The 19,738-nt window shown below is 70.5% G+C and carries 15 protein-coding genes and 1 pseudogene; 7 read left to right on the top strand and 9 right to left on the bottom strand.

Annotated elements, in window-relative coordinates:
* The first annotated feature begins 2 nt into the window (after positions 1-2).
* On the top strand, positions 3-1,349 hold the full coding sequence (gene accC, locus ACODSY_RS12365; protein WP_488952047.1) for an acetyl-CoA carboxylase biotin carboxylase subunit: 1,347 nt from the start codon (positions 3-5) through the stop codon (positions 1,347-1,349).
* Here accC and ACODSY_RS12360 read toward each other — a convergent pair whose 3' ends face one another.
* The 5 genes from ACODSY_RS12360 to ACODSY_RS12340 all read right to left on the bottom strand — a co-directional run bounded on the left by ACODSY_RS12360 (position 1,350) and on the right by ACODSY_RS12340 (position 6,775).
* Positions 1,350-2,987: a Na/Pi cotransporter family protein gene (locus ACODSY_RS12360; RefSeq protein WP_488952196.1), complete on the bottom strand. Its 1,638-nt coding sequence runs from the start codon at positions 2,985-2,987 to the stop codon at positions 1,350-1,352.
* 63 nt (positions 2,988-3,050) lie between these two features.
* Positions 3,051-4,409, bottom strand: coding sequence for a sensor histidine kinase (locus ACODSY_RS12355; protein ID WP_488952046.1), 1,359 nt, complete (start codon positions 4,407-4,409; stop codon positions 3,051-3,053).
* Entirely contained in the window at positions 4,406-5,077 is a 672-nt protein-coding gene (locus ACODSY_RS12350) for a response regulator transcription factor (protein ID WP_488952045.1), read from the bottom strand. Before ACODSY_RS12350 ends, ACODSY_RS12355 begins: the two co-directional genes overlap by 4 nt.
* Before the next feature lie 11 nt (positions 5,078-5,088).
* Entirely contained in the window at positions 5,089-5,589 is a 501-nt protein-coding gene (locus ACODSY_RS12345; protein ID WP_488952044.1) for a PepSY domain-containing protein, read from the bottom strand.
* A gap of 1 nt (position 5,590) precedes the next feature.
* Complete coding sequence (locus ACODSY_RS12340) at positions 5,591-6,775, bottom strand: glycosyltransferase (RefSeq protein WP_488952043.1); 1,185 nt, start codon at positions 6,773-6,775, stop codon at positions 5,591-5,593.
* 124 nt (positions 6,776-6,899) lie between these two features.
* Between ACODSY_RS12340 and ACODSY_RS12335 the strand changes: the two genes are divergently transcribed.
* Entirely contained in the window at positions 6,900-8,549 is a 1,650-nt protein-coding gene (locus ACODSY_RS12335) for a carboxylesterase/lipase family protein (protein ID WP_488952042.1), read from the top strand.
* 33 nt (positions 8,550-8,582) lie between these two features.
* A pseudogene (aat, locus tag ACODSY_RS12330) lies at positions 8,583-9,215 on the top strand (leucyl/phenylalanyl-tRNA--protein transferase); the annotation flags it as partial.
* Here the strand turns inward: aat and ACODSY_RS12325 are convergent.
* Positions 9,170-9,652 carry a DUF2155 domain-containing protein gene (locus tag ACODSY_RS12325; RefSeq protein WP_488952195.1) on the bottom strand — a complete coding sequence of 161 codons (483 nt, stop codon included), beginning with the start codon at positions 9,650-9,652 and terminating at the stop codon, positions 9,170-9,172. The pseudogene aat and the gene ACODSY_RS12325 sit on opposite strands and share 46 nt — an antisense overlap.
* A gap of 332 nt (positions 9,653-9,984) precedes the next feature.
* Positions 9,985-10,389, bottom strand: coding sequence for an NADH:ubiquinone oxidoreductase subunit NDUFA12 (locus ACODSY_RS12320; protein ID WP_488952041.1), 405 nt, complete (start codon positions 10,387-10,389; stop codon positions 9,985-9,987).
* 184 nt (positions 10,390-10,573) lie between these two features.
* Here ACODSY_RS12320 and ACODSY_RS12315 point away from each other — a divergent pair, with 184 nt between their 5' ends.
* Together ACODSY_RS12315 and ACODSY_RS12310 are read left to right on the top strand one after the other, a co-directional pair.
* The gene (locus ACODSY_RS12315) at positions 10,574-13,030 is read left to right on the top strand and encodes a TSCPD domain-containing protein (protein ID WP_488952040.1); all 2,457 of its coding nucleotides are present in this window, start codon (positions 10,574-10,576) and stop codon (positions 13,028-13,030) included.
* Positions 13,031-13,131: 101 nt separating this feature from the next.
* Entirely contained in the window at positions 13,132-14,151 is a 1,020-nt protein-coding gene (locus ACODSY_RS12310; RefSeq protein WP_488952039.1) for a pentapeptide repeat-containing protein, read from the top strand.
* 10 nt (positions 14,152-14,161) lie between these two features.
* On the opposite strand, the gene aspS is transcribed toward ACODSY_RS12310, so the two are convergent.
* On the bottom strand, positions 14,162-15,943 hold the full coding sequence (aspS, locus tag ACODSY_RS12305) for an aspartate--tRNA ligase (protein ID WP_488952038.1): 1,782 nt from the start codon (positions 15,941-15,943) through the stop codon (positions 14,162-14,164).
* A gap of 130 nt (positions 15,944-16,073) precedes the next feature.
* Here aspS and ACODSY_RS12300 point away from each other — a divergent pair, with 130 nt between their 5' ends.
* On the top strand, positions 16,074-17,525 hold the full coding sequence (locus ACODSY_RS12300) for an amidohydrolase (protein ID WP_488952037.1): 1,452 nt from the start codon (positions 16,074-16,076) through the stop codon (positions 17,523-17,525).
* Positions 17,522-18,871, top strand: coding sequence for an amidohydrolase family protein (locus tag ACODSY_RS12295; RefSeq protein ID WP_488952036.1), 1,350 nt, complete (start codon positions 17,522-17,524; stop codon positions 18,869-18,871). Before ACODSY_RS12300 ends, ACODSY_RS12295 begins: the two co-directional genes overlap by 4 nt.
* Here the strand turns inward: ACODSY_RS12295 and ACODSY_RS12290 are convergent.
* Positions 18,846-19,706, bottom strand: a complete 861-nt coding sequence (locus tag ACODSY_RS12290; protein ID WP_488952035.1) for a hypothetical protein — start codon at positions 19,704-19,706, stop codon at positions 18,846-18,848. The two genes, ACODSY_RS12295 and ACODSY_RS12290, sit on opposite strands and share 26 nt — an antisense overlap.
* Positions 19,707-19,738: the final 32 nt, after the last annotated feature.

The raw sequence follows: 19,738 nt of genomic DNA, 5'->3' as shown, positions 1-19,738 counted from the left end.
CCATGTTCGACAAGATCCTGATCGCCAACCGGGGCGAGATCGCGCTGCGCGTCCACCGGGCGTGCAAGGAGATGGGCATCTCCACCGTCGCCGTGCACTCGGAAGCCGACTCCAGCGCCATGTGGGTGCGGCTCGCCGACGAGAGCGTCTGCATCGGTCCGCCCCCGGCTGCGAAGAGCTACCTGCACATCCCCGCGATCATCGCGGCCTGCGAGATCACCGGCGCCCAGGCGGTCCACCCCGGCTACGGCTTCCTCTCCGAGAACGCCCGTTTCGCCGAGATCGTCACCGCGCACGGCTTCACCTTCATCGGCCCCAAGGCCGAGCACATCCGCATGATGGGCGACAAGATCACCGCCAAGCAGGCGGTGAAGGCCGCCGGCATCCCCGTGGTGCCCGGCTCGGACGGCGCGGTGACGACCGAGGAAGAGGCTATCGCGGCGGCCAAGGAGATCGGCTTCCCCGTCCTCATCAAGGCGGCGGCCGGCGGCGGCGGCCGGGGCATGAAGGTGGCCAAGACCGAGGACGATCTGATCGAGGCGGTCCAGACCGCCCGCTCGGAAGCCAAGGCGGCCTTCGGCGACGACGCGGTCTACATGGAGCGCTACCTCCAGACCCCGCGCCACATCGAGCTGCAGGTGATCGCCGACAGCTTCGGCAACGTCTGCCACCTGGGCGAGCGCGACTGCTCGCTGCAGCGCCGCCACCAGAAGGTGCTGGAGGAAGCCCCCTCGCCCGTCATCGACGCGGCCGCCCGCGCCAAGATCGGCAAGGTAGTGGTCGATGCCGTGAAGGCCATCGGCTATCTCGGCGTCGGCACCATCGAGTTCCTGTACGAGAACGGCGAGTTCTTCTTCATCGAGATGAACACGCGCCTGCAGGTGGAACATCCGGTCACCGAGGCCATCACCGGCATCGACCTGGTGCGCGAGCAGATCCGCATCGCCGCCGGCCTGCCGCTGTCGTTCAAGCAGTCGGACGTGGTGTTCGAAGGCCACGCCATCGAATGCCGCGTGAACGCCGAGAACCCGAAGACCTTTGCCCCCTCGCCGGGCCTGGTCACGGACTACCACGCGCCGGGCGGCCTGGGCGTGCGGATGGATAGCGCGCTCTACGCCGGCTATTCGATCCCGCCCTATTATGACAGCCTGATCGGCAAGCTGATCGTCCACGGCCGCGACCGCGACGAATGCATCGCGCGGCTCAACCGCTGCCTGGGCGAAATCGTGGTCGGCGGCATCGACACCAACATCCCGCTGTTCCAGGAGCTGCTCCACCAGGAGGACATCCTGAAGGGCGACTACAACATCCACTGGCTGGAGCGCTGGATGGCGAGCCAGGCGGCCTAGTCAGCCGGCGCTCTTCAGCCGGCTGGGCAACAGCTCGCCGCCGGTGCGCAGGATCGGATAGGCGGCCGCCTCCACCAGGTGGGAGTTGATCCGCTTGAGGTCGCGCAGCGCGTCGAGATGCAGTGAGCTGGTCTCGACGGTCCGCGCGTTCCCTGACCGCAGGCGGTCGAAGTGCGCGGCGACGCCCTCGGCCTCGATCTGGCGGAACGCCTCCTTCTCCGCGACCAGCGTCCGCGCCGTCGCCGGATCGCGGGTCAGGAACAGCGAGGCGGCCAGCCGGACGTTGACGATCAGTCGGTCGACCAGGCGCACCAGTTCCGCCTCGCCTTCGGGCGAGAACGAGACGCCCCGGCTCTGCCGCCGCTCGGCCACGCTGAGCAGGTCGCGTGAGATCAGGTCGCCGGCGTGCTCCAGGTTGACCGCGAACATCAGCACCTCGGTCTGCCGCTCCGCGTCCGCCGGCTGCTGGCGCTCGGCCGGGATCGCGAGCACGTAGCCCTTGATGGCGCTGTTCAACCCGTCCAGCACGTCGTCGAGCTGTTGGGTCGCCGTGATCGGCGCCCGCTTGTCGGTCTGCAACGCCTCGCGCAGGCCCTTCAGCATCCCCTCGATCGTGTCGGCCATTCGCAATGCCTCCCGCGTGGCGAGCGACAGCGCCACGGTCGGCGTCTCCCGCGCCTGTGGGTCCAGGTAGATGGGCGATCCGGGCCGGGCCTCGGCGGCCGGGCTGGGCAGCATGCGCTTGATGAGGTCGGCATACGGCCGCAGGAACGGCAGGAAGGCCATCGCCAGCACCAGGTTGAACAGGGTGTGGAAGTTGGCCAGCGCCCGCGCGTGATCCGGTCCCAGGCGCGCCACATGGGGCGCTGCGTAGCCGAACGCCGCCAGGACGACCGAGAGGCCCACCAGCCGGTTCAGGAAGTTGCCCAGTGGCAGCCGCCGGCTGGCCGGATCGGCGCCCGTCCCGCCCTCTAGGAGCGGATTGATCGCTGAGCCCAGGTTGGCGCCCAGGACCAGCGCCACGCCGGTATCGATCCCCACCACGCCCTTGGCCGCGAGCGACATGGCGAGCAGCACCGTGACGACGCTTGAATGCGCCGCCCAGGTCAGCAGCGCGGCGCCGGCGACGACCAGCGGCGTGTAGTGGCCCAGCTCGCTCAGCACCTCGCCCACGCCTGGCCGGCTCACCAGCGGCTCCAGCAGCGCCAGGAACTGGTGCAGCGACATCAGCACGAGACCCAGGCCGATCAGCACGCGCCCGAAGTCGTGCGGCCGGTCCTCCCAGCGCCGGAACAGGGTGACGCCCGCCAGAACCAGGATCGGCGCCAGGATCGCCACGTCGAACGACAGGGCCTGAACCACCAGCGACGAGCCGACGTTGGCGCCCAGCATCACCGCCAGCGCCGGCGCCAGTTCGACGAGGCCGCCGGTCGAGAAGGCGGTCAGCATCAGCGCCGTGGCGGTGCTGCTCTGCAGAGCCACGGTGACCGCGGCGCCCGCGGCGAAAGCGCGGATGCGATTGCGCAGGGCTCCGGCCAGGAAGTGGCGCAGCTTTGGCCCGAAGGTCCGCTGCACGCCGGTCTGCACCATATGCACGCCCCACAGCAGCAGGGCGGCGAAGCCGGCAAGTTCGAGGATGACGACGGTGGTGTCGATGGCGCGCCTCCGGACCGCAGATAAGGCGGCGTCCGGGCGCCGACATCAAGTGCGGAAGCGGATCACCACCCGCAGCCCGGGCGAGGCGTCCTCCAGGCGCAGTTCCGCGCCGTGGCGCTCGGCCGCCGCGGCGACGAGGCTGAGACCCAGGCCGAACCCTGCCGCTTCGCCCCGCGAGCCGCGATAGAACCGCTCCAGCACCCGCGACCGCTCCTCGGGGGCCACGCCCGGCCCGGTGTCGGCTACCACCACCTCGACACCTCCCGTCACCGCGCGACCTTCCAGCGATATCTTCCCACCCTCGGGTGTGAACTTGATCGCGTTGTCCAGCAGGTTGCTGACCATCTGGAACACCAAGTCCCGGTCACCTTGGATCTGCAGTCCGGCCGCGATCCGCGTGGTCAGATCCAGCCGGCGATCCTCGGCCGCCGGGCGATGCAGCTCCACGGCGTCCTCCAGCAGCAGCGACAGGTCCACCGGGCGGTCCGTCTCCTGCGGGCCGCTCTGAAGCCGCGCGATCCGCAGCAGGGCCTCGAACATCGCCTGCAGCCGCTCGGCCTCGCCCAGCGCGGCCGCCGTGCGCGCCCTCGCCTCTTCCCGATCGTCGCCAGCCTCGGACAGTTCCTCCAGCTCGGCCCGCAGGCGGGCGAGCGGCGTGCGCAGCTCATGGGCGATGTTGTCCGACACCCGGCTGATCGAGGCGACGAGCCCTTCGATCCGGGCCAGCATCTCGTTCAGCGTGGCTGAGAGCTGGTCGAAGTCGTCGCCGCTGCCATGGAGCGCGACCCGGCCCGAGAGATCACCGGCGATCACCGCGCGCGCCGCTCGGTTGATGCGGTCGAGACGCTGCGAGACGGCGTAGGTCATCACCAGGCCGCCGATCAGCCCCAGGGCCAGGCTCATGCCAGCGCCCCAGGACAGCGCTTCCATGATCAGGTCCTCGCGCTCGTCCAGGTCCTCGGTGTCCAGCCCCACCAGTAGCCGGTAGCCGCCCGGCAGCACGACGTCGCGGACCACGGCCTCGTGCTCCTCCTCCGCGCCCGTGGCGTAGGTGCCGAACTCGTAGCGCAGCCACTCGCGGCCGGGCACGTCCGGCCAGTCGACCAGGTTTGCGGTCACCACCGCTCCGCCTGGCGCGATCAGGACATGGTAGGGCAACCGACCGCGGGCGTTCTGGATGCGAGCCTCCAGTGCGCGGATCAGCGCGTCGCGCCCCTGGGTGCGGTAGGTGGCGACCAGCGCGTCGCTCTGCGCGTGGATGGTGTCCTCGACCTCCTGCAGCGGTCGCCAGACGCCACCGACATAGGTCACGGCCAGCATCAGGCCGATCGACCCGCAGAACAGCGCCATGTAGACCAGCGTGAGCCGGAGCGTGAGGCTCCGCAGGACCTTGGGCCAGATCATGTGCGCAGGCTGTAGCCCATGCCCCGGATGGTCTGGAGCAGCGGCGGGTCGAAGTCCTTGTCGATCTTGGCGCGCAGGCGGCTGACGTGCTGGTCGATGATGTTGGTCTGCGGATCGAAGTTGTAGTCCCAGACCGCCTCGAGCAGCATGCTGCGGCTCACCACGCGTCCCGCGTTGCGCAGCAGGTACTCCAGCAGCGCGAACTCCCGCGTCGTCAGGTCGATGGATTGCCCGCGGCGGGTGACGGTGCGGGTCAGGAGGTTCATCTGCAGGTCGGCCAGGCCGAGCTCGGTGGTCTCCTGCACCACGCCCTTGCGCCGGCTGAGCGCCTCCACGCGGGCCAGCAGCTCGGAGAAGGCGAAGGGCTTGGCCAGATAGTCGTCGCCACCGGCCCGCAGGCCCTTCACCCGGTTGTCGACGTCGCCGAGCGCCGAGAGGATCAGCACCGGCGTACTGTCTCCCGACGCCCGCATGGTCTGGAGGATCTTCAACCCGTCGACGTTGGGCAGCATCCGGTCGAGGACCACGACGTCGTAGGTCTCGGCCGCCACCTGGAAGAGCGCTTGGCGGCCATCGGCCACGTGGTCGACCAGCCAGCCTTCGCCCTTCAGGCCCTTGACCACATGACCCGCGACCCGTTCGTCGTCCTCCACGACCAGCACATGCATGCAGGGCTCCGTCAGTCGCCGATCAGCGGCGTGATCGCGCCGGTACGGATGTCGACGAGCACGTCGCGATCCTGGGCGCCGACCAGTTCCACCTCGTAGTAATGGCGACCGCCGCGGCGCTCCAGCCCGATCTCGGCGACCTTGCCCTTGGTGGCCTCCTCGACCATGGCGATGGTCTGGGTCAGGGTGCGCGGCGCAGTCTGGGCGGCCTTCAGGTGCTCGCCGACGATGGGCAGCCGCGCCTTGATGGGCTTGGACTGGCGCACGACCTTGCCCGTGTTGGCGTCGATCAGGACCTCCATCGGCTTGCCGTTCTTCACGAGGCTCACCTCGTAGACCATGTCGCCCAGGTCCATGTCGAACTCGGCGTCGTAGGCGCGGGCGGCCAACTCGCTTTCCGCCGTGGCGACCGCCTGGGCGAGGCTGACCTTGGGCCGGACCACCTGGGCCGCGGCGGGAGCCGAAACGGCGGCCACCGCGGCGGCGGCGAGGAAGAGCGTGCGAATGTTCATGTCAGTACTCCGTGTTCGTCCCCCGCAGCCCATCACCTGGGCCACCGAGATGGCCGGAGCGTTCGGCCAGCATTTGGATTTCGTCATGTTGCGTCCGGGCGCTGGCGACGATGCCGCACAGTCGCGCCATCACCGCCTCGGCCTGAAATTCCCTTGCGCGGTCGCCGACCGGGATGCGGGTCTCGGGCCGCGCCTGGGCCAGGATCGCGCGCGCCAGGTCCCCTGGGCTTCGGGGGTCCGCCAGCACGCCGTATCGCCCGCCCGCCAGCACCTCTGCGGCGTTGCCGGCGGTCCGCGACGCCACGACCGGTGCGCCACAGGCCAGGGCCTCGAGCAGGCTGTTCGAAGCGCCCTCCCAAAGCGAAGGCAGCACAAAGGCGCTGGCCCGGGCCATGAACGGGAACGGGTTCGCCACCTCGCCCTCGAAGCGGACGGCCTCGTCCACGCCCGCCGCGCGCGCCCGAGCCTCGAGCACGGCGCGGCGCTCGGGCGGCGCGGCGCCCAGCACGAGGAGACGCAGCGTCGGATCCGCGGCCCTGGCGATGCCGAGCGCATCGATCAAGGTCTCGTAGTTCTTCTGTGCGTGCAGGCGCCCGACGGCGACGAGGAACGGTCGCCCGTCGTCCAGCCACGGATGTCTCACGTCGTCCTCGGCCAGGGCCCTGATCCGGCTCAGATCCACCCCGTTGGGCAGCACGTCGACCCGGCGATCCCGCCGCGCCCTGCGGAAGGGGTCGAGCCCCGCGATCGCGCTCGATACCGCCACCACGCGCGTGGCGTCAGCCGCAACCAGACGCAGGCCCAGTTCGCGCATCCGCCGCCGCAGGGGTTCCCGGCCCCCATGGTCGAGGTCGTTGCTGATCCGGTAGATCCGGGGGATGTCGGGCAAGCCGCGCAGGGCAGCCCAGACGGCCAAGTGCGCGTGGTTGCCCATCGAGACGACCACCGAGGGCTGAAGCGCTTTCAGGCGGCGGTGCAGGGCCGGCGCGGCGCTCGCGAGCGAGAGCGCGCGCGGCCCGCGCTCGCGTCCGAGGAAGGTGACTGTCGGACCCCGCAGCTCCGCGGCGAGCGCCCCGCTTTCGAGGCAGATCACCTCGACCGCCGCGTTACGGCGCCCCAGCGCATTGGCGAGGCTGACGGTGTTGCGCGCGACGCCATCTCCGGCGAGTCCGGCGGCGAACAGCACGACAGGTGTTGAGGTTGGCATCGGCGCAGCTACCGGCGTGCGCCTGACGTCCGCTTCGCCGGAACATTTGCTTTTGCCCATGTTCGTTGCTGAGGTGGACGAAAGACCGAGGGGAGAGACGACCATGGGTGGACGTGGCGTGGACCGTCGCGGCGTGCTGGGCGCTGCGGGGATCGGCGGGCTCGCCGTGGCTGCTGCTGGAGGCGCTCCCGCCTCGGCCAAGCCCGGCGGATCCGGCGGCGCGGCGCGGCTGGCCACCCCGCCCGACGCCATCGTCGAGACGAGGCACGGCAAGGTGCGCGGCGCTGTCCGCGACGGCGTGCTCACCTTCAAGGGCGTCCCGTACGGCGCAGACACCGGCGCCGCGGCGCGCTTCCTGCCGCCCCAGCCGCCCAGGTCCTGGACCGGCGTGAAGGCCGCCCTCGCCTACGGCCCGTGCTGCCCGCAGGTGGTGCGCGCGGGCTGGCAGAGCCCCGAGACCGCCTTCATCTACGACTGGGACGACGGCTTCCCGGGCGAGGACTGCCTGCGGCTGAACATCTGGACGCCGGGGCTCTCCGGCAAGGCGCGGCCGGTGATGTTCTGGATTCACGGGGGCGGCTACGAGGCCGGCTCGTCACAGGAGCTGCCAGCCTACGACGGCGAGCGCCTCGCGCGGCGCGGCGACGTGGTCTTCGTCTCCGTCAATCACCGCCTGGGCCCGTTTGGCTTTCTCGACCTCTCCGAGCTGGGCGGCGAGCGCTACGGCCTTTCGGCCAACGCCGGGATGCTTGACCTGGTGGCGGCCCTCGAATGGGTGAAGGCCAATATCGCGGCGTTCGGCGGCGATCCGGGCAACGTCACGATCTTCGGGCAGTCCGGCGGCGGGGCGAAGGTCTCGAACCTCATGGCCATGCCGTCCGCCACGGGCCTGTTCCACAAGGCGATCGTCCAGAGCGGCTCCCTGCTGGACCTGGCGGACGTCACCCGCTCGCGCCGGCTCGCGCAGGAGGTCTTGAAGGCGCTCGGCGTGACCGACTTCGGCAAGCTCGCAGACGTCTCGGCCGCCGCCCTGGTCGACGCCGGCGTCGCGGCCGTGAAGGCCATGCCCAAGGGGCCCAAGGACCGGATCAATCTCGGCTGGCAGCCCACCAGCGACGGCAAGGCGATTCCCCCCTCCACCTGGAGCCCCGGCGCGCCCCAGATCTCAGCCGACGTGCCGATGATCATCGGCGCTACGCTCAACGAATATGCGCCCAGCCTCGGCAATCCCGCCGCGGAGGACATGAACGAGGCCGTCGCCAAGGGCATGGCTCTGGGGATCTCGGGCGCGCCCCCCGCGGCCTGGGACGCCTACCGCGCCGCGCATCCCAAGGCGAAGCCCGTGGAGATCGCCTCCATGCTCGTCTCGGCCCGCTTTGGCGCCCCGGCCTTCGTCCAGGCCCAGCGCAAGGCGGCGCTGGGACGTGGCAGGGCCTGGCTCTACCGCTTCGACTACAATTCCGGCGTCCTCGATGGCCGGGCGCGCGCCTTCCACTGTTCGGAGATGGCCTACGCCTTCGACAACATCGACCGCTGCCTGAACGCGACGACGGGATCGGCTGAGGCCCGCACCCTGTCAGCGAAGATGGCCGACGCTTGGCTGGCGTTCGCACGGACCGGGGACCCCAACCACAGGGGCCTGCCCGCGTGGCCGGCCGCGAGCGCGACCTCGGCCCCAACGATGCTGTTCGACGCCCGCTGCCGGGTGGCCGATAACCCCGATGCGGCCGCTCGCGCAGCGCTGGGCGTCTAGGCGGGAGCGGCCCGGCCGCGCTAGACGTCGGCCATGTCCGCGTTCGACGCCCGCGACCTTCTCGACTGCTACGCCCGCGGCGTGTTCCCGATGGCCGACGCGCGCGAGGACGCCCGCGTCTTTCTGATCGATCCCGAGCGGCGCGGCGTGATCCCGCTGGACCGCTTCCATGTCGCACGGCGGCTGGCGCGGACGGTGCGCAGCGACGCCTTCGACGTGCGTTTCGACACCGCCTTTCACCGAGTGATCCTGGAGTGCGCCGCCTCGGGCCCGGGCCGCATGGAGACCTGGATCAACCGCCCGATCGAGCAGCTCTACCTGCAGCTCCACGAGATCGGTCACGCCCATAGCGTGGAGTGCTGGCAGGACGGCGAGCTGGTGGGCGGCCTCTACGGTGTCTCTCTGCAGGGCGCGTTCTTCGGGGAGAGCATGTTCTCTCGCCGCCGCGACGCCTCGAAGGTTGCGCTGGTGCACCTCGTGGCCCGGTTGATCGCCGGCGGGTTCATCCTGCTGGACGCGCAGTTCATGACCGACCATCTCAGCCAGTTCGGCGCTGAGGAAATCAGCCGCAAGACCTATCACCAGCGCCTGACCAAGGCGCTGGACGTCGAGGCCGATTTCTACGTCGGCGGCGCCGGGGGCGGCGTCTCGGCGGGGGGCGAAGGCGCGGCCTTTGGGGCCGGCGCGACCGCCTTGGGCTCCGGCGTCGTCGCAGGCGCGGCCTTCGGCGCGGGTGGCAGTTCAAGCAGCTTCGGCTGCTCCGGCTCAGGAGCCTTGGCGGCTGGGGGACGCGCCGCGGCGGCCACGGTCGGGGCCGGCGCATTGGCCCTGCAACTGATCGCCCAGGCGTCGTAGGTGGCGTGCTCCACCGGGTTCAGGCCCGGCGAGGCGGCGAACATCCAGCCCTTGAACGCTTGCCTGGGCGGAGGCGTCGGGCGGCCCGGCTGGGGTCGCGGCTGGGAGTCGATGGTCAGATAGACGATAGCGTCGTCGATCGCTTCGTCTGGCGCCGAGCGTTCGCAGGCGCGGACGGTGAAGACCAGGCCCTTCCAGCGCACCGGTTGCCCGACGGCCGCCTCGAAGCGCAACGTCTCGGCGGTCACTTTGTCCAACGCCTGCAGGACGGCGACGTTGTAGCGGGTGCGCCGGATCGGCGCCGCCACGGGTTTTTCGGCCACCTGCTCCTTGGGCGCGGCGGCCGGGGCGACCTCCTCGGCCTTCAGGGGCGGCGCGGCCGTGGGCTGAGGCGCGGTGACCGCAGAGGGCGGCGCCTCCTCCGGCGGTCCGACCGTGGGCGCGGGCGGCGCCTCGGCGGGGGTCGGAGCGGGCGGCGCGGTGGGCTGAGCCGCGACGATGCCGGTCAGCGCCGCACCGAGCGCGACGCCGAAACCGACGCGATGCAGAAGGTGACTCGAGGTGCGGCGCGGGCCCACGGCTATTCCGGCTTCCAGGCCTCGTAGTCGCCGGTCGCGCGCTGGCGGTCGCCGCCGCGCGAAATCGCACCCTGGGGCCGGCGGGCGTGGATGGTGCCCGTGAGGTTGGGGAGATGTTCCTTCTCCCACGGCTTGACCTTGAACGGCTCGACCGTCGGCGGCTCATCGAAGGTGTAGCGTAGCCAGCCGTGCCAATCGGGGGTCACCTTCGAGGCGTCGGCGTAACCCTTGTAGATCACCCAGCGGCGCTTGCGGCCCTTGTCGTAGGCGTCGTGGTCGTCGCGCGCCTCATAATATTTGTTGCCCAACTCGTCCTGGCCGACGAAACGGCCGCGGCGGGCGACGGTGAAGTGGATGCCGGTCGTGGCGCCGTTCCACCAGGTGAAGATCGTCTTCAGGACGGACAAATCAGGGCTCTCGAGGCTCGAAATTCGGCCGGACTATAGGCGGGCGCCCCCGTAGCGTCCAGCGAAGGACGCCGATGCTTTCGCCAGCAATATGTTGGGGATGAACGGACCTGCACACCCAACATCTATTGCTCGCGGGCCTCGGCGCCGCCTACGCTTACCTGTCAGGGAGTCGAGCCGCATCATGACCGAAACGTCGCGCGCGGGTATCGAGGGGCGAATCCTGGAGCTGGCCGACCGGCTGGTCGAGGTCGAGGCTCCCGCCCACTTCACCAATGCCCGCGTCGAAGCCTGGATCGAATGGGCCGGGGGCCGCACCGATCTCGCCGCCGCCATCGTGCAATACGCCTATACGCTGGCGGGCAAGGCCCAGGCCCGGGGGCTGACCAAGGACCTGAAGAGCCGCACGAAGTTCCGCGAGGCGGTCACCGAGGCGATGATGCTGGGCGTTATCGCCCTGAAGCCGCCGGCGGAATCTCTCGAATCGCTCGAGCCCATCCCCGGCGCGCTCGACCGGCTCACCGCCGCGCATCGCGGCCGCGAGGCGGCTCAGGCCGCGGCGGCCCTGCTGGGTTGTCGGCTACAGGCGGTGATGGATTCGGTCATGCGCTGCGAAGGCGACCCCGAGGCCTGCGCGGACCCTGCCCGCAACACCAGCCTGGCCCGCGCCGCCGACGCGGCCCGGACGGCAGGGGCGTCGGACGCCATGATCCTGGAGGCAGTCGCCCTCGCCCGCGCCGGCGACGCCGAATGGCTTTGCGACACCCCGTCGCCCCCGCTCGCGGCGCCCGTGGTCGCGGCGACCAGCGGCGATCCGAGCCTGGTCCGCGCGGCCTGGACCACCGGCCGGATAATCGCGGCGCCGGACGAGGGGGCCGCGGCCGCAATCGCGGAATCCGCCGCCCTGCCCGCCGCGGGCGTGGAACTCATGGCCTTCTGGCGCGAAGACGCCTTCGACGAGGCCAGCTTTGCCGAAACCGTCCGCCTGGCGACCGTCGCCGTGGCGGCCGAGGCGGAAGGCCCTGTCCGGCTCGCGCTGGGCGGCCTGGGCGAATGGCTGGCGGCGCACGGCTTCGACTACGACAGCGAAGAAGCGCGCCAGGCCGCTCGCAACCTCTACCAGGCCGTGCGCGATGCAACCGCGGACCTCGATGTCGATGTGCGGCTGACCCTGCTGTCCGACCCCGACCTCGCGCTGCGGCTGGGCGTGCGCCTCGACGCCGCGCCCTGGGCCGGGCCGGTCACCGTGGCCGAGACCGCGGACGGGGAGACGGTGCGCGTGCTGTCGGAGGCCGCCGTCTTGGCGATCGCCGCCACGGGAGCGGACTTGGCGGTCGCCCGAGACGCGGTCCTCGGTCACCGCAGCCTGGCCGACGCGCCGGGCGTCAGCGCGGTGGCGCTGGCGGCGCGGGGCTTCACCAGCCTGGAGATCGCCGCCGCCGAGGCCGAGCTGCCGTTCGTGGGCGGATTGGCTCGCGCCTTCGCACCCTCGGTCGTGGGCGAAGGCTTCCTGCGCGACGTGCTGGGCGCCAGCCCCACACAGCTCGCCGACCCGAACCTCGATGTCCTGGCGCTCGCCGGCTTCACGGCCGACGCCGTGGCCGAGGCCGAGGCCCATGTGCTGGGGCGCGCGAGCCTGTCGAACGCCCCCTTCCTGACCGAGGACCAACGGCGCGTCCTTCGCGGCCCCGCCGATATCCCGGCCAGCGCCGAGGCCGCCATGCTGGCCGCCCTGGCGCCCGTCCTGGACGTTCCGCCCGTGCTGGGCGTGACCCTGCCGTGGGACAGCGCCATCGCCGACGTGGCGGCGCTGATAGAGGTCTGCGAGGTGGCCGTGCATGTCCGGCGCGCGGCCGGCCCCGCGCTGCTCGACCTGGCTATCCCACCCGTAGCCGAACTGCCGGCCCGCGCCGCGGCGCCGCCCGAAGCCGAGGAACGGATCGTCGAGCGCATCGTCGAACGCGAGCGCACGCGTCAGAAGCTGCCCGACCGGCGCAAGGGCTACATCCAGAAGGCCAGCGTCGGCGGCCACAAGGTCTATCTTCACACCGGCGAATACGACGATGGACAGCTGGGCGAGATCTTCATCGACATGCACAAGGAAGGCGCGGCCTTCCGCTCGCTGATGAACAACTTCGCCATCGCGATCTCGATCGGCCTGCAATACGGCGTGCCGCTGGACGAGTTCGTCGACGCCTTCGTCTTCACCCGCTTCGAACCCGCCGGCGAGGTCACGGGCAACGACACGGTGAAGTCCGCCACCTCGATCCTGGACTACATCTTCCGCGAGCTGGGGATCAGCTACCTGGGCCGCGACGAACTCGCCAGCGCCGACCCGGCCGGACTCAACGCCGACGGCCTGGGCCGCGGCAAGGCGGATGCCGCCGACGCCACAGGGGCGGAGGACCCCCAGCCGCAGCCGGCCTCCCGCTTCATTTCCCGTGGCTTCGCGCGCGGCGCGGCGCCCGACAACCTGGTCTTCCTGCCCTCGGCCAACCGCGGCGCGGGGCCGGCCGCGTTCGCCTCGGCCGAGGTTTGCGCGGCCTGCGGCGACATCGCCGTGGTGCGCAAGGGCCAGGCCCTGATCTGCGAGACCTGCGGGACCCGCGCGGGCCGTCTGCCCGAGGACCAGACGGGTTAGAACGTCGCACCTAACCCGTTCGAAGTTACCGCGATTTAAGTGGCGCCCCCCAGGCTATGCAGGCAGATGTGGCAGCGAGACTGCAAGGAACTGCCCCACTGATGTCGCGTATTTCCCACCTCCTGGTCGCCACGGCCGCCCTCCTCGCGATCGCCCCGATCGCCGGGCGCGCGATGGCCGGCGAGAAGGAGGTCCGTCGCCTGGACTCGTTCGGCGGCTCCTGCATGAAATGCGAACTTTCCGGGCGGAACATGTCGGGCGCCCGGATCATCGGGGCCAATTTCTCGGGCGCGATGCTCGTCGGCGCGAACCTGCGGGACGCCAAGTTTCATGCCTCGGTCTTCGCCGGCGCCGATCTGACCAAGGCCGATCTCTCCGACGCCTCGATGACGGGCGCCAACTTCTCCAGCGCCAACCTCACCAGCGCCAGGATGCGGTCGACCGAGGCGAACGGCGTCATGTTCGGCGCCGCCAACCTGACCCGCGCAGACCTCAGCGACACCGAGGCGACCGGGGCCAACTTCCGCAAGGCGATCCTGATCAACGCGGTGCTGCGGTCGGCCACCCTGCGCGGCGCCGTGTTCGATAGCGCCGACCTGTCCCGCGCCACGCTGACCGACATCGAAGCGCAGGGCGCGAACTTCAACCGCGCGCGCCTCTCCGGGGCCGTGCTGCGCTCGGCCGACCTGCAGGGCGCCAACCTGACCCGCGTGGAAGCGCACGGCGCGGTGTTGCAGGACGCCGACCTGACCGGCGCGGTGCTGGCCTACGGCACGTTCAGCGGCGCGTCCTTCCGTTCCGCCGACCTGACCAACGCCAATCTGATGGGGGCGAATTTCGATGGCGCGGACTTCCGCGACACCGATCTCACCCGGGCCTCGCTGCATGGGGCGGATCTGGCGAACGCGCGGGGCCTGACCCAGGACCAGCTCGACGAAGCGTGCGGCGACAGCCGGACCAAGACGCCGCGCGGCCTGCAGATCCGCGGCTGCAACGGCGTTCGGCTCATCATGCGGCCCGAGGTCCCCCGGCCGGCGATGCGGATGGTCCCGGCGATGCCGGCAGCGCCGGCCCCGCCGTTGCCGCCGGAACCGCGCTACTTCACCTCGGTCGCGCGCTAAGCGCCGCCAATCAGCCCGCCTTGATCGGCGGGGCCAGGCGAATATGCAGTTCTTTGAGCTGCTTGTCGGCGACTTCTGAGGGCGCATTCATCATCAGGTCCTGTCCCTGCTGGTTCAGCGGGAAGGCGATGACTTCGCGGATCGCGACCTGATTGGCCAGGAGCATGACGATCCGGTCGATGCCGGGGGCCAGGCCGCCGTGCGGCGGAGCGCCATGGCGGAACGCGTTCAGCATGCCGCCGAACTGTTCCTCCACCACCTCGGGGCCGTAGCCCGCGATCGCGAACGCCTTGAGCATGATCTCGGGCAGGTGGTTCCGGATCGCGCCCGAGCACAGTTCGTAGCCGTTGCAGACGATGTCGTACTGGTAGGCCAGGATATCCAGCGGATCCTTGGTTTCCAGCGCTTCCAGTTCGCCCTGCGGCATCGAGAACGGGTTGTGCGAGAAGTCGACGCGGTTCGTCTCCTCGTTCATCTCGAACATCGGGAAGTCGACGATCCAGACGAATTCGAAGCGGTTCTCGTCGACTAGCTTCAAGTCGGTCCCCACCTTGGTCCGCGCCGAGCCGGCGAACTTGTAGAAGACCTTGGGGTCGCCGGCGACGAAGAAGGCGGCATCACCCTGCCCCAGGCCGAGCTGGCCCATGACGGCGTCGGTCTTCTCCTGACCGAGGTTCTTGGCGATCGGGCCGCCCCAGCCGCCCTGGTCGTCGGACCAGAAGATGTAGCCCAGGCCGGGCTGACCCTCGCCCTGTGCCCAGCTGTTCATCCGGTCGCAGAACGCGCGGCTGCCGCCGGTCTTGGCCGGAATGGCCCACACCGCGTTCTTGGCGTCTTCCAGGATGCGGGCGAACAGGCCGAAGCCGCCGCCGCGGAAGTGGTCCGAGACGTCCTGCATCTGGATCGGGTTGCGCAGGTCGGGCTTGTCGGTGCCGTACTTGGCGATGCTCTCCCGGTAGGGAATGCGCGGGAAGGGGTACGGCGTCACCGGCTTGCCCTCGGCGAACTCCTCGAAAACGCCATGCATCACCGGCTCGATGGCCGCGAACACGTCCTCCTGGGTGACGAAGCTCATCTCGACGTCGAGCTGGTAGAATTCCAGGCTGCGATCGGCGCGCAGGTCCTCGTCGCGGAAGCAGGGCGCGATCTGGAAGTAGCGGTCGAAGCCCGAGACCATCAGCAGCTGCTTGAACTGCTGCGGAGCCTGCGGCAGCGCGTAGAACTGAGAGGGGTGCAGCCGCGACGGCACCAGGAAGTCGCGCGCGCCTTCAGGCGAGCTGGCGGTCAGGATCGGGGTCTGGAACTCCAGGAAGCCCTGGCCGATCATCCGGTTGCGGATCGACTGGATCACCTTCGAGCGCAGCACGATGTTCTTGTGCAGCGTCTCGCGGCGCAGGTCGAGGTGGCGGTTCTTGAGCCGGATCTCTTCCGGATAGTCGGGCTCGCCGAAGACCGGCAGCGGAAGCTCGTCGGCCTTCGAGAGAACCGCGACCTCCTTCACCTTCAGCTCGATCTCGCCGGTCGGCAGGTTCGGGTTCACGGTGTCGCCGGAGCGGGCGACGACTTCGCCGTCCACGCGGATCACGCTTTCGGCGCGCAAGTGCTCGACCACGTCGAAGCCGGGCGTGCCGGGGCTCAGCACCAGCTGGGTCAGGCCGTAGTGGTCGCGCAGGTCGATGAAGATCAGCCCGCCATGGTCGCGCTTGCGGTGGACCCAGCCCGAGAGGCGGGCGGTCTTGCCGGTGTCGGCGGCGCGAAGCGCGCCGCAGGTGTGGGTGCGGTAGGCGTGCATTTGTCTCGGGAAATCGGGTGTTTTACGAGGCGCGGAAGGGCGCATGTACCCCCGCGAATGTCAAGGCGCAGGGCGCTTGACTCGTGGACCGACGAGCCCTCCCATCCCGCCTTCTGTTCGGGGATTTCCAGTGAACAAAGCCCTCGGCGCCGCGCTCGCGGTGCTCGCCAGCGCTAGCCTCGCCGCCTGCGCCACCACCTCATCCAAGCCCGCGCCCGGGAAGGAATCGTCGTCCGGCTCGCACCAGGCCGCGGCGCCGCTGCCCAGGGGTCTGGATCCGGCGGCCAACACGGACCCGTTCCCCTCGACCTACCGCCCCCTGCCCGGCCGCAACCTGGCCCTGGTGGGCGCCACCGTGCTGACCGGGACGGGCGCCCGGGTCGACAACGGCACCGTGCTGATCCAGGACGGCCGGATCGCCGGCGTGGGCGCGGCCCTCGCGGTTCCCGCCGGTTACGAGACCCTGGATGCGCGCGGCAAGTGGGTGACGCCCGGCCTGATCGACACACACTCGCACCTGGGCGTCTATCCCTCACCCGAGGTCCAGGCCCACTCCGACGGCAACGAGGCGACCGATCCCAACACCGCCCAGGTTTGGGCCGAGCACTCGGTGTGGCCGCAGGATCCGGGCTTCAACCTGGCCCGCGCCGGCGGGGTGACCACGCTGCTGGTCCTGCCCGGCTCGGCCAACCTGTTCGGCGGCCGGGGCGTCACCCTGCGCAACGTGCCCGGGCGCACCGTGCAGGACATGAAGTTTCCCGGCGCGCCCTACACGCTGAAGATGGCCTGCGGCGAGAATCCGAAGCGGGTCTACGGCGGCAAGAGCCGCGCCCCGTCCACGCGGATGGGCAATGTCGCCGGCTACCGCGCCGCCTGGATCAACGCCGCCGACTACATGCGCAAGTGGGACGACTACCGCGCCAAGGTGGCCAAGGGCGACAAGGCCGACCCGCCCAAGCGCGACCTGCAGCTCGACACCCTGGTGGGCGTGCTGAAGGGCGAGATCCTGGTCGAGAACCACTGCTACCGGGCCGACGAGATGGCCCAGATGATCGATGTCTCGAAGGAGTTCGGCTACCGGATCACCGCCTTCCACCACACGGTCGAGGCCTACAAGATCGCCGACCTGCTGGCCAAGAACGACATCTGCGCCGCCACCTGGACCAACTGGTGGGGGTCCAAGCTCGAGATGAACGACTCCGTCGAGGCGAATGTCCCGCTGGTGGAGGCCGCCGGCGGCTGTGCGATCATCAAGTCCGACGACCCCGACCTCATCCAGCGGCTGAACCAGGAGGCCGCCGAAGCCATGGCCGCCGGCCGCGCGCTCGGCATGCAGATCACCGAGGCCCAGGCCATCCGCTGGATCACCGCCAACCCTGCCAAGGCGCTCGGCATCTCGGCGGAGGTCGGCACGCTCGAGCCCGGCAAGCGCGGCGACGTCACGCTTTGGGACGGCAATCCCTTCTCGATCTACACCCGGGCCCAGCGGGTCTGGATCGACGGCGGCCTCGCCTACGATCGCACCGATCCGCGCTTCCAGGCCAAGTCCGATTTCGAACTCGGCCAGGAGAGCCGCCGATGATCCGCCGCCTCGCCGTCCTGCTGGCCGCCACGGCCCTCACCGCCGCGACGGGCGCGAGCGCCGCCACCGTCGCCATCATCAACGCCCGCATCCTCAATCCGGGCGCCGCCCAGCCCGTCGAGGGCTCCATCGTGGTGCGCGACGGCAAGATCGTCGCGGCCGGACCCAATGCCGCCACGCCGACCGGCGCCCAGGTCGTCGACGCCAAGGGCGGCATCGTCACGCCTGGCTTCGTCGCCGTGAACAGCATGCTGGGCGCCATCGAAGTCTCGTCCGTGGGCGACGACGTCGACGTCAAGACGCCAGACCTGGGCGCGGCCTTCGACGTGCAGTACGCGCTGAACCCGGACTCCGTGGTGATCCCGGTCGCGCGCCTTGGCGGCATCACCAGCGCCGTGGTGACCCCCCGGGCCGAGGGCGGCCAGGGCGGCGCCGGCGAGCACGACGACAGCGGGGCCGAGGCCACTTCGGGCGCGCCGTCCTCCGAGAACGCCCACCACCTGTTCGCCGGCCAAGCCGCAGTCATCCAGCTCGCCAGCGGAACCGACATGCTGCTGAAACCGAAGGTGGCCATGGTCAGCCCGTTCGGCGACGCCGGCGCCAAGGTGGCCGGCGGCGCCCGCGGCGCCGAGTTCGTGCTGCTGAAGGAAGCCCTGGAAGACGTCCGCGCCTACCAGCGCAACCGCGCCGCCTATGAACGCGCCGGTTACCGCGACCTGTCGCTGTCGCGCGCCGACCTCGAGGCGCTGATCCCCGTGGTCAACGGCCAGATGCCGCTCGTCGCGGTCGCCAATCGCGCCTCTGACATCCGCGCGGTGCTGAAGCTGGCGAAGGATGAGAGGCTGAAGCTGATCCTGTCGGGGGCGGCGGAAGCCTGGCGGCTGGCCCCGGAAATCGCCGCGGCCGGCGTGCCGGTGATCCTGAACCCGGTCCTCGATCGCCCCACCAGCTTCGAGACCCTGGGCGCCACGCTGGAGAATGCCGCTCGCCTGGAAGCGGCGGGCGTTACCGTCGCCATCGAAGGCAACAGCGGCGCCCACCGCGCCCACGAGATGCGCTACAACGCCGGCATCGCGGTCGCCAACGGCATGACCAAGGGCGGCGCGCTTGCGGCCGTCACCCTGAATCCGGCGAAGATCTTCGGCGTGGCGAACCGCGTGGGCTCGCTGGAGCCCGGAAAGGACGCCGACCTGGTGATCTGGTCGGGCGACCCCTTCGAGCCACTGTCCAAGCCGCAGCTCATCCTGGTCCGTGGCGAGGCCCAGCCGCTTCGCTCGCGGCAGCTCGACCTGCGCGACCGCTACAAGGACCTGAACCGGCCTATGCCGCCGGGGTACTCTCACTGAGGTCGACCCTGCGCGCCTGGGCGGCGAGCAAACCCGCGCCCAGCCAGAGCCCGACGACCGGGCTCATCGCCATGCCCGTGAGCGGAACGGGGAATGGGCCGAAGAGCGGCATCAGCGCGGTGAGCACAGCGTAGGCCCCCAGCGCGCGGGGTCCGCCCTGCGTGCCCCTGGTCGGAAACAGTGCGAACGCAGCGACGGCGGCGAGCAGCGTCGCCCAAGCCGCCACGGCCGCCATCGGCGAGAGCTCCCAGGCCAGGCGCAGGATCTCCTCGACCTCGGGGACCGGGCCGAGCGGGTCCGGCCGCAGCCAGCTCGCGGCCATCGCGAGGCCGACCGCGACCATCGCGCTGGCCCGCACCGGCCGGGAAAGCTGCGACGCGCCCAGCAGCGCAAATAGCGCACCGCCGAAGGCCGTAGCCTGCGACGCATCGGGCTGGGCGACCAGCAGGACCAGGATCACGGCCGCGATCCACACCCGCGCCCGCCCCAGCGCTGGAACGGCCAGCGCGACGATGGCGGGCGGCAGAAGCACCTGAGCGGCGTTGACGTGCAAGGGACCCAAGTCCAACCAGCGATGCACACTGAGCTGACCCGCGCCGGCGAGGCTGGCGACCAGTCCCAGCGGCGCGGCGATCAGGAAGCCGAAGGTCGTCCTCGGGCCGGCGAACCGCAGGATCAGCGCGGCACACAGCGCGCCGACCACCCAACTCGCCGGATTGCGAACCCAGACGCCCATGGAGACACCGCTCGCCGCCGCTACGAAGCAGCCGACCGCCACCGCGGCAAGCGACAGGCCGACGAAGATCGTGACGGCGGATCGGGGCGTATGGGACAACGGCAACGGACCGGGCGGCCGACGAGGGTGAT

It is taken from the genome of Phenylobacterium sp. FG114 (assembly GCF_057809855.1).
Note: the sequence above shows the minus strand (reverse complement) of the source record. Positions and strands in the feature narration are given on the sequence as shown.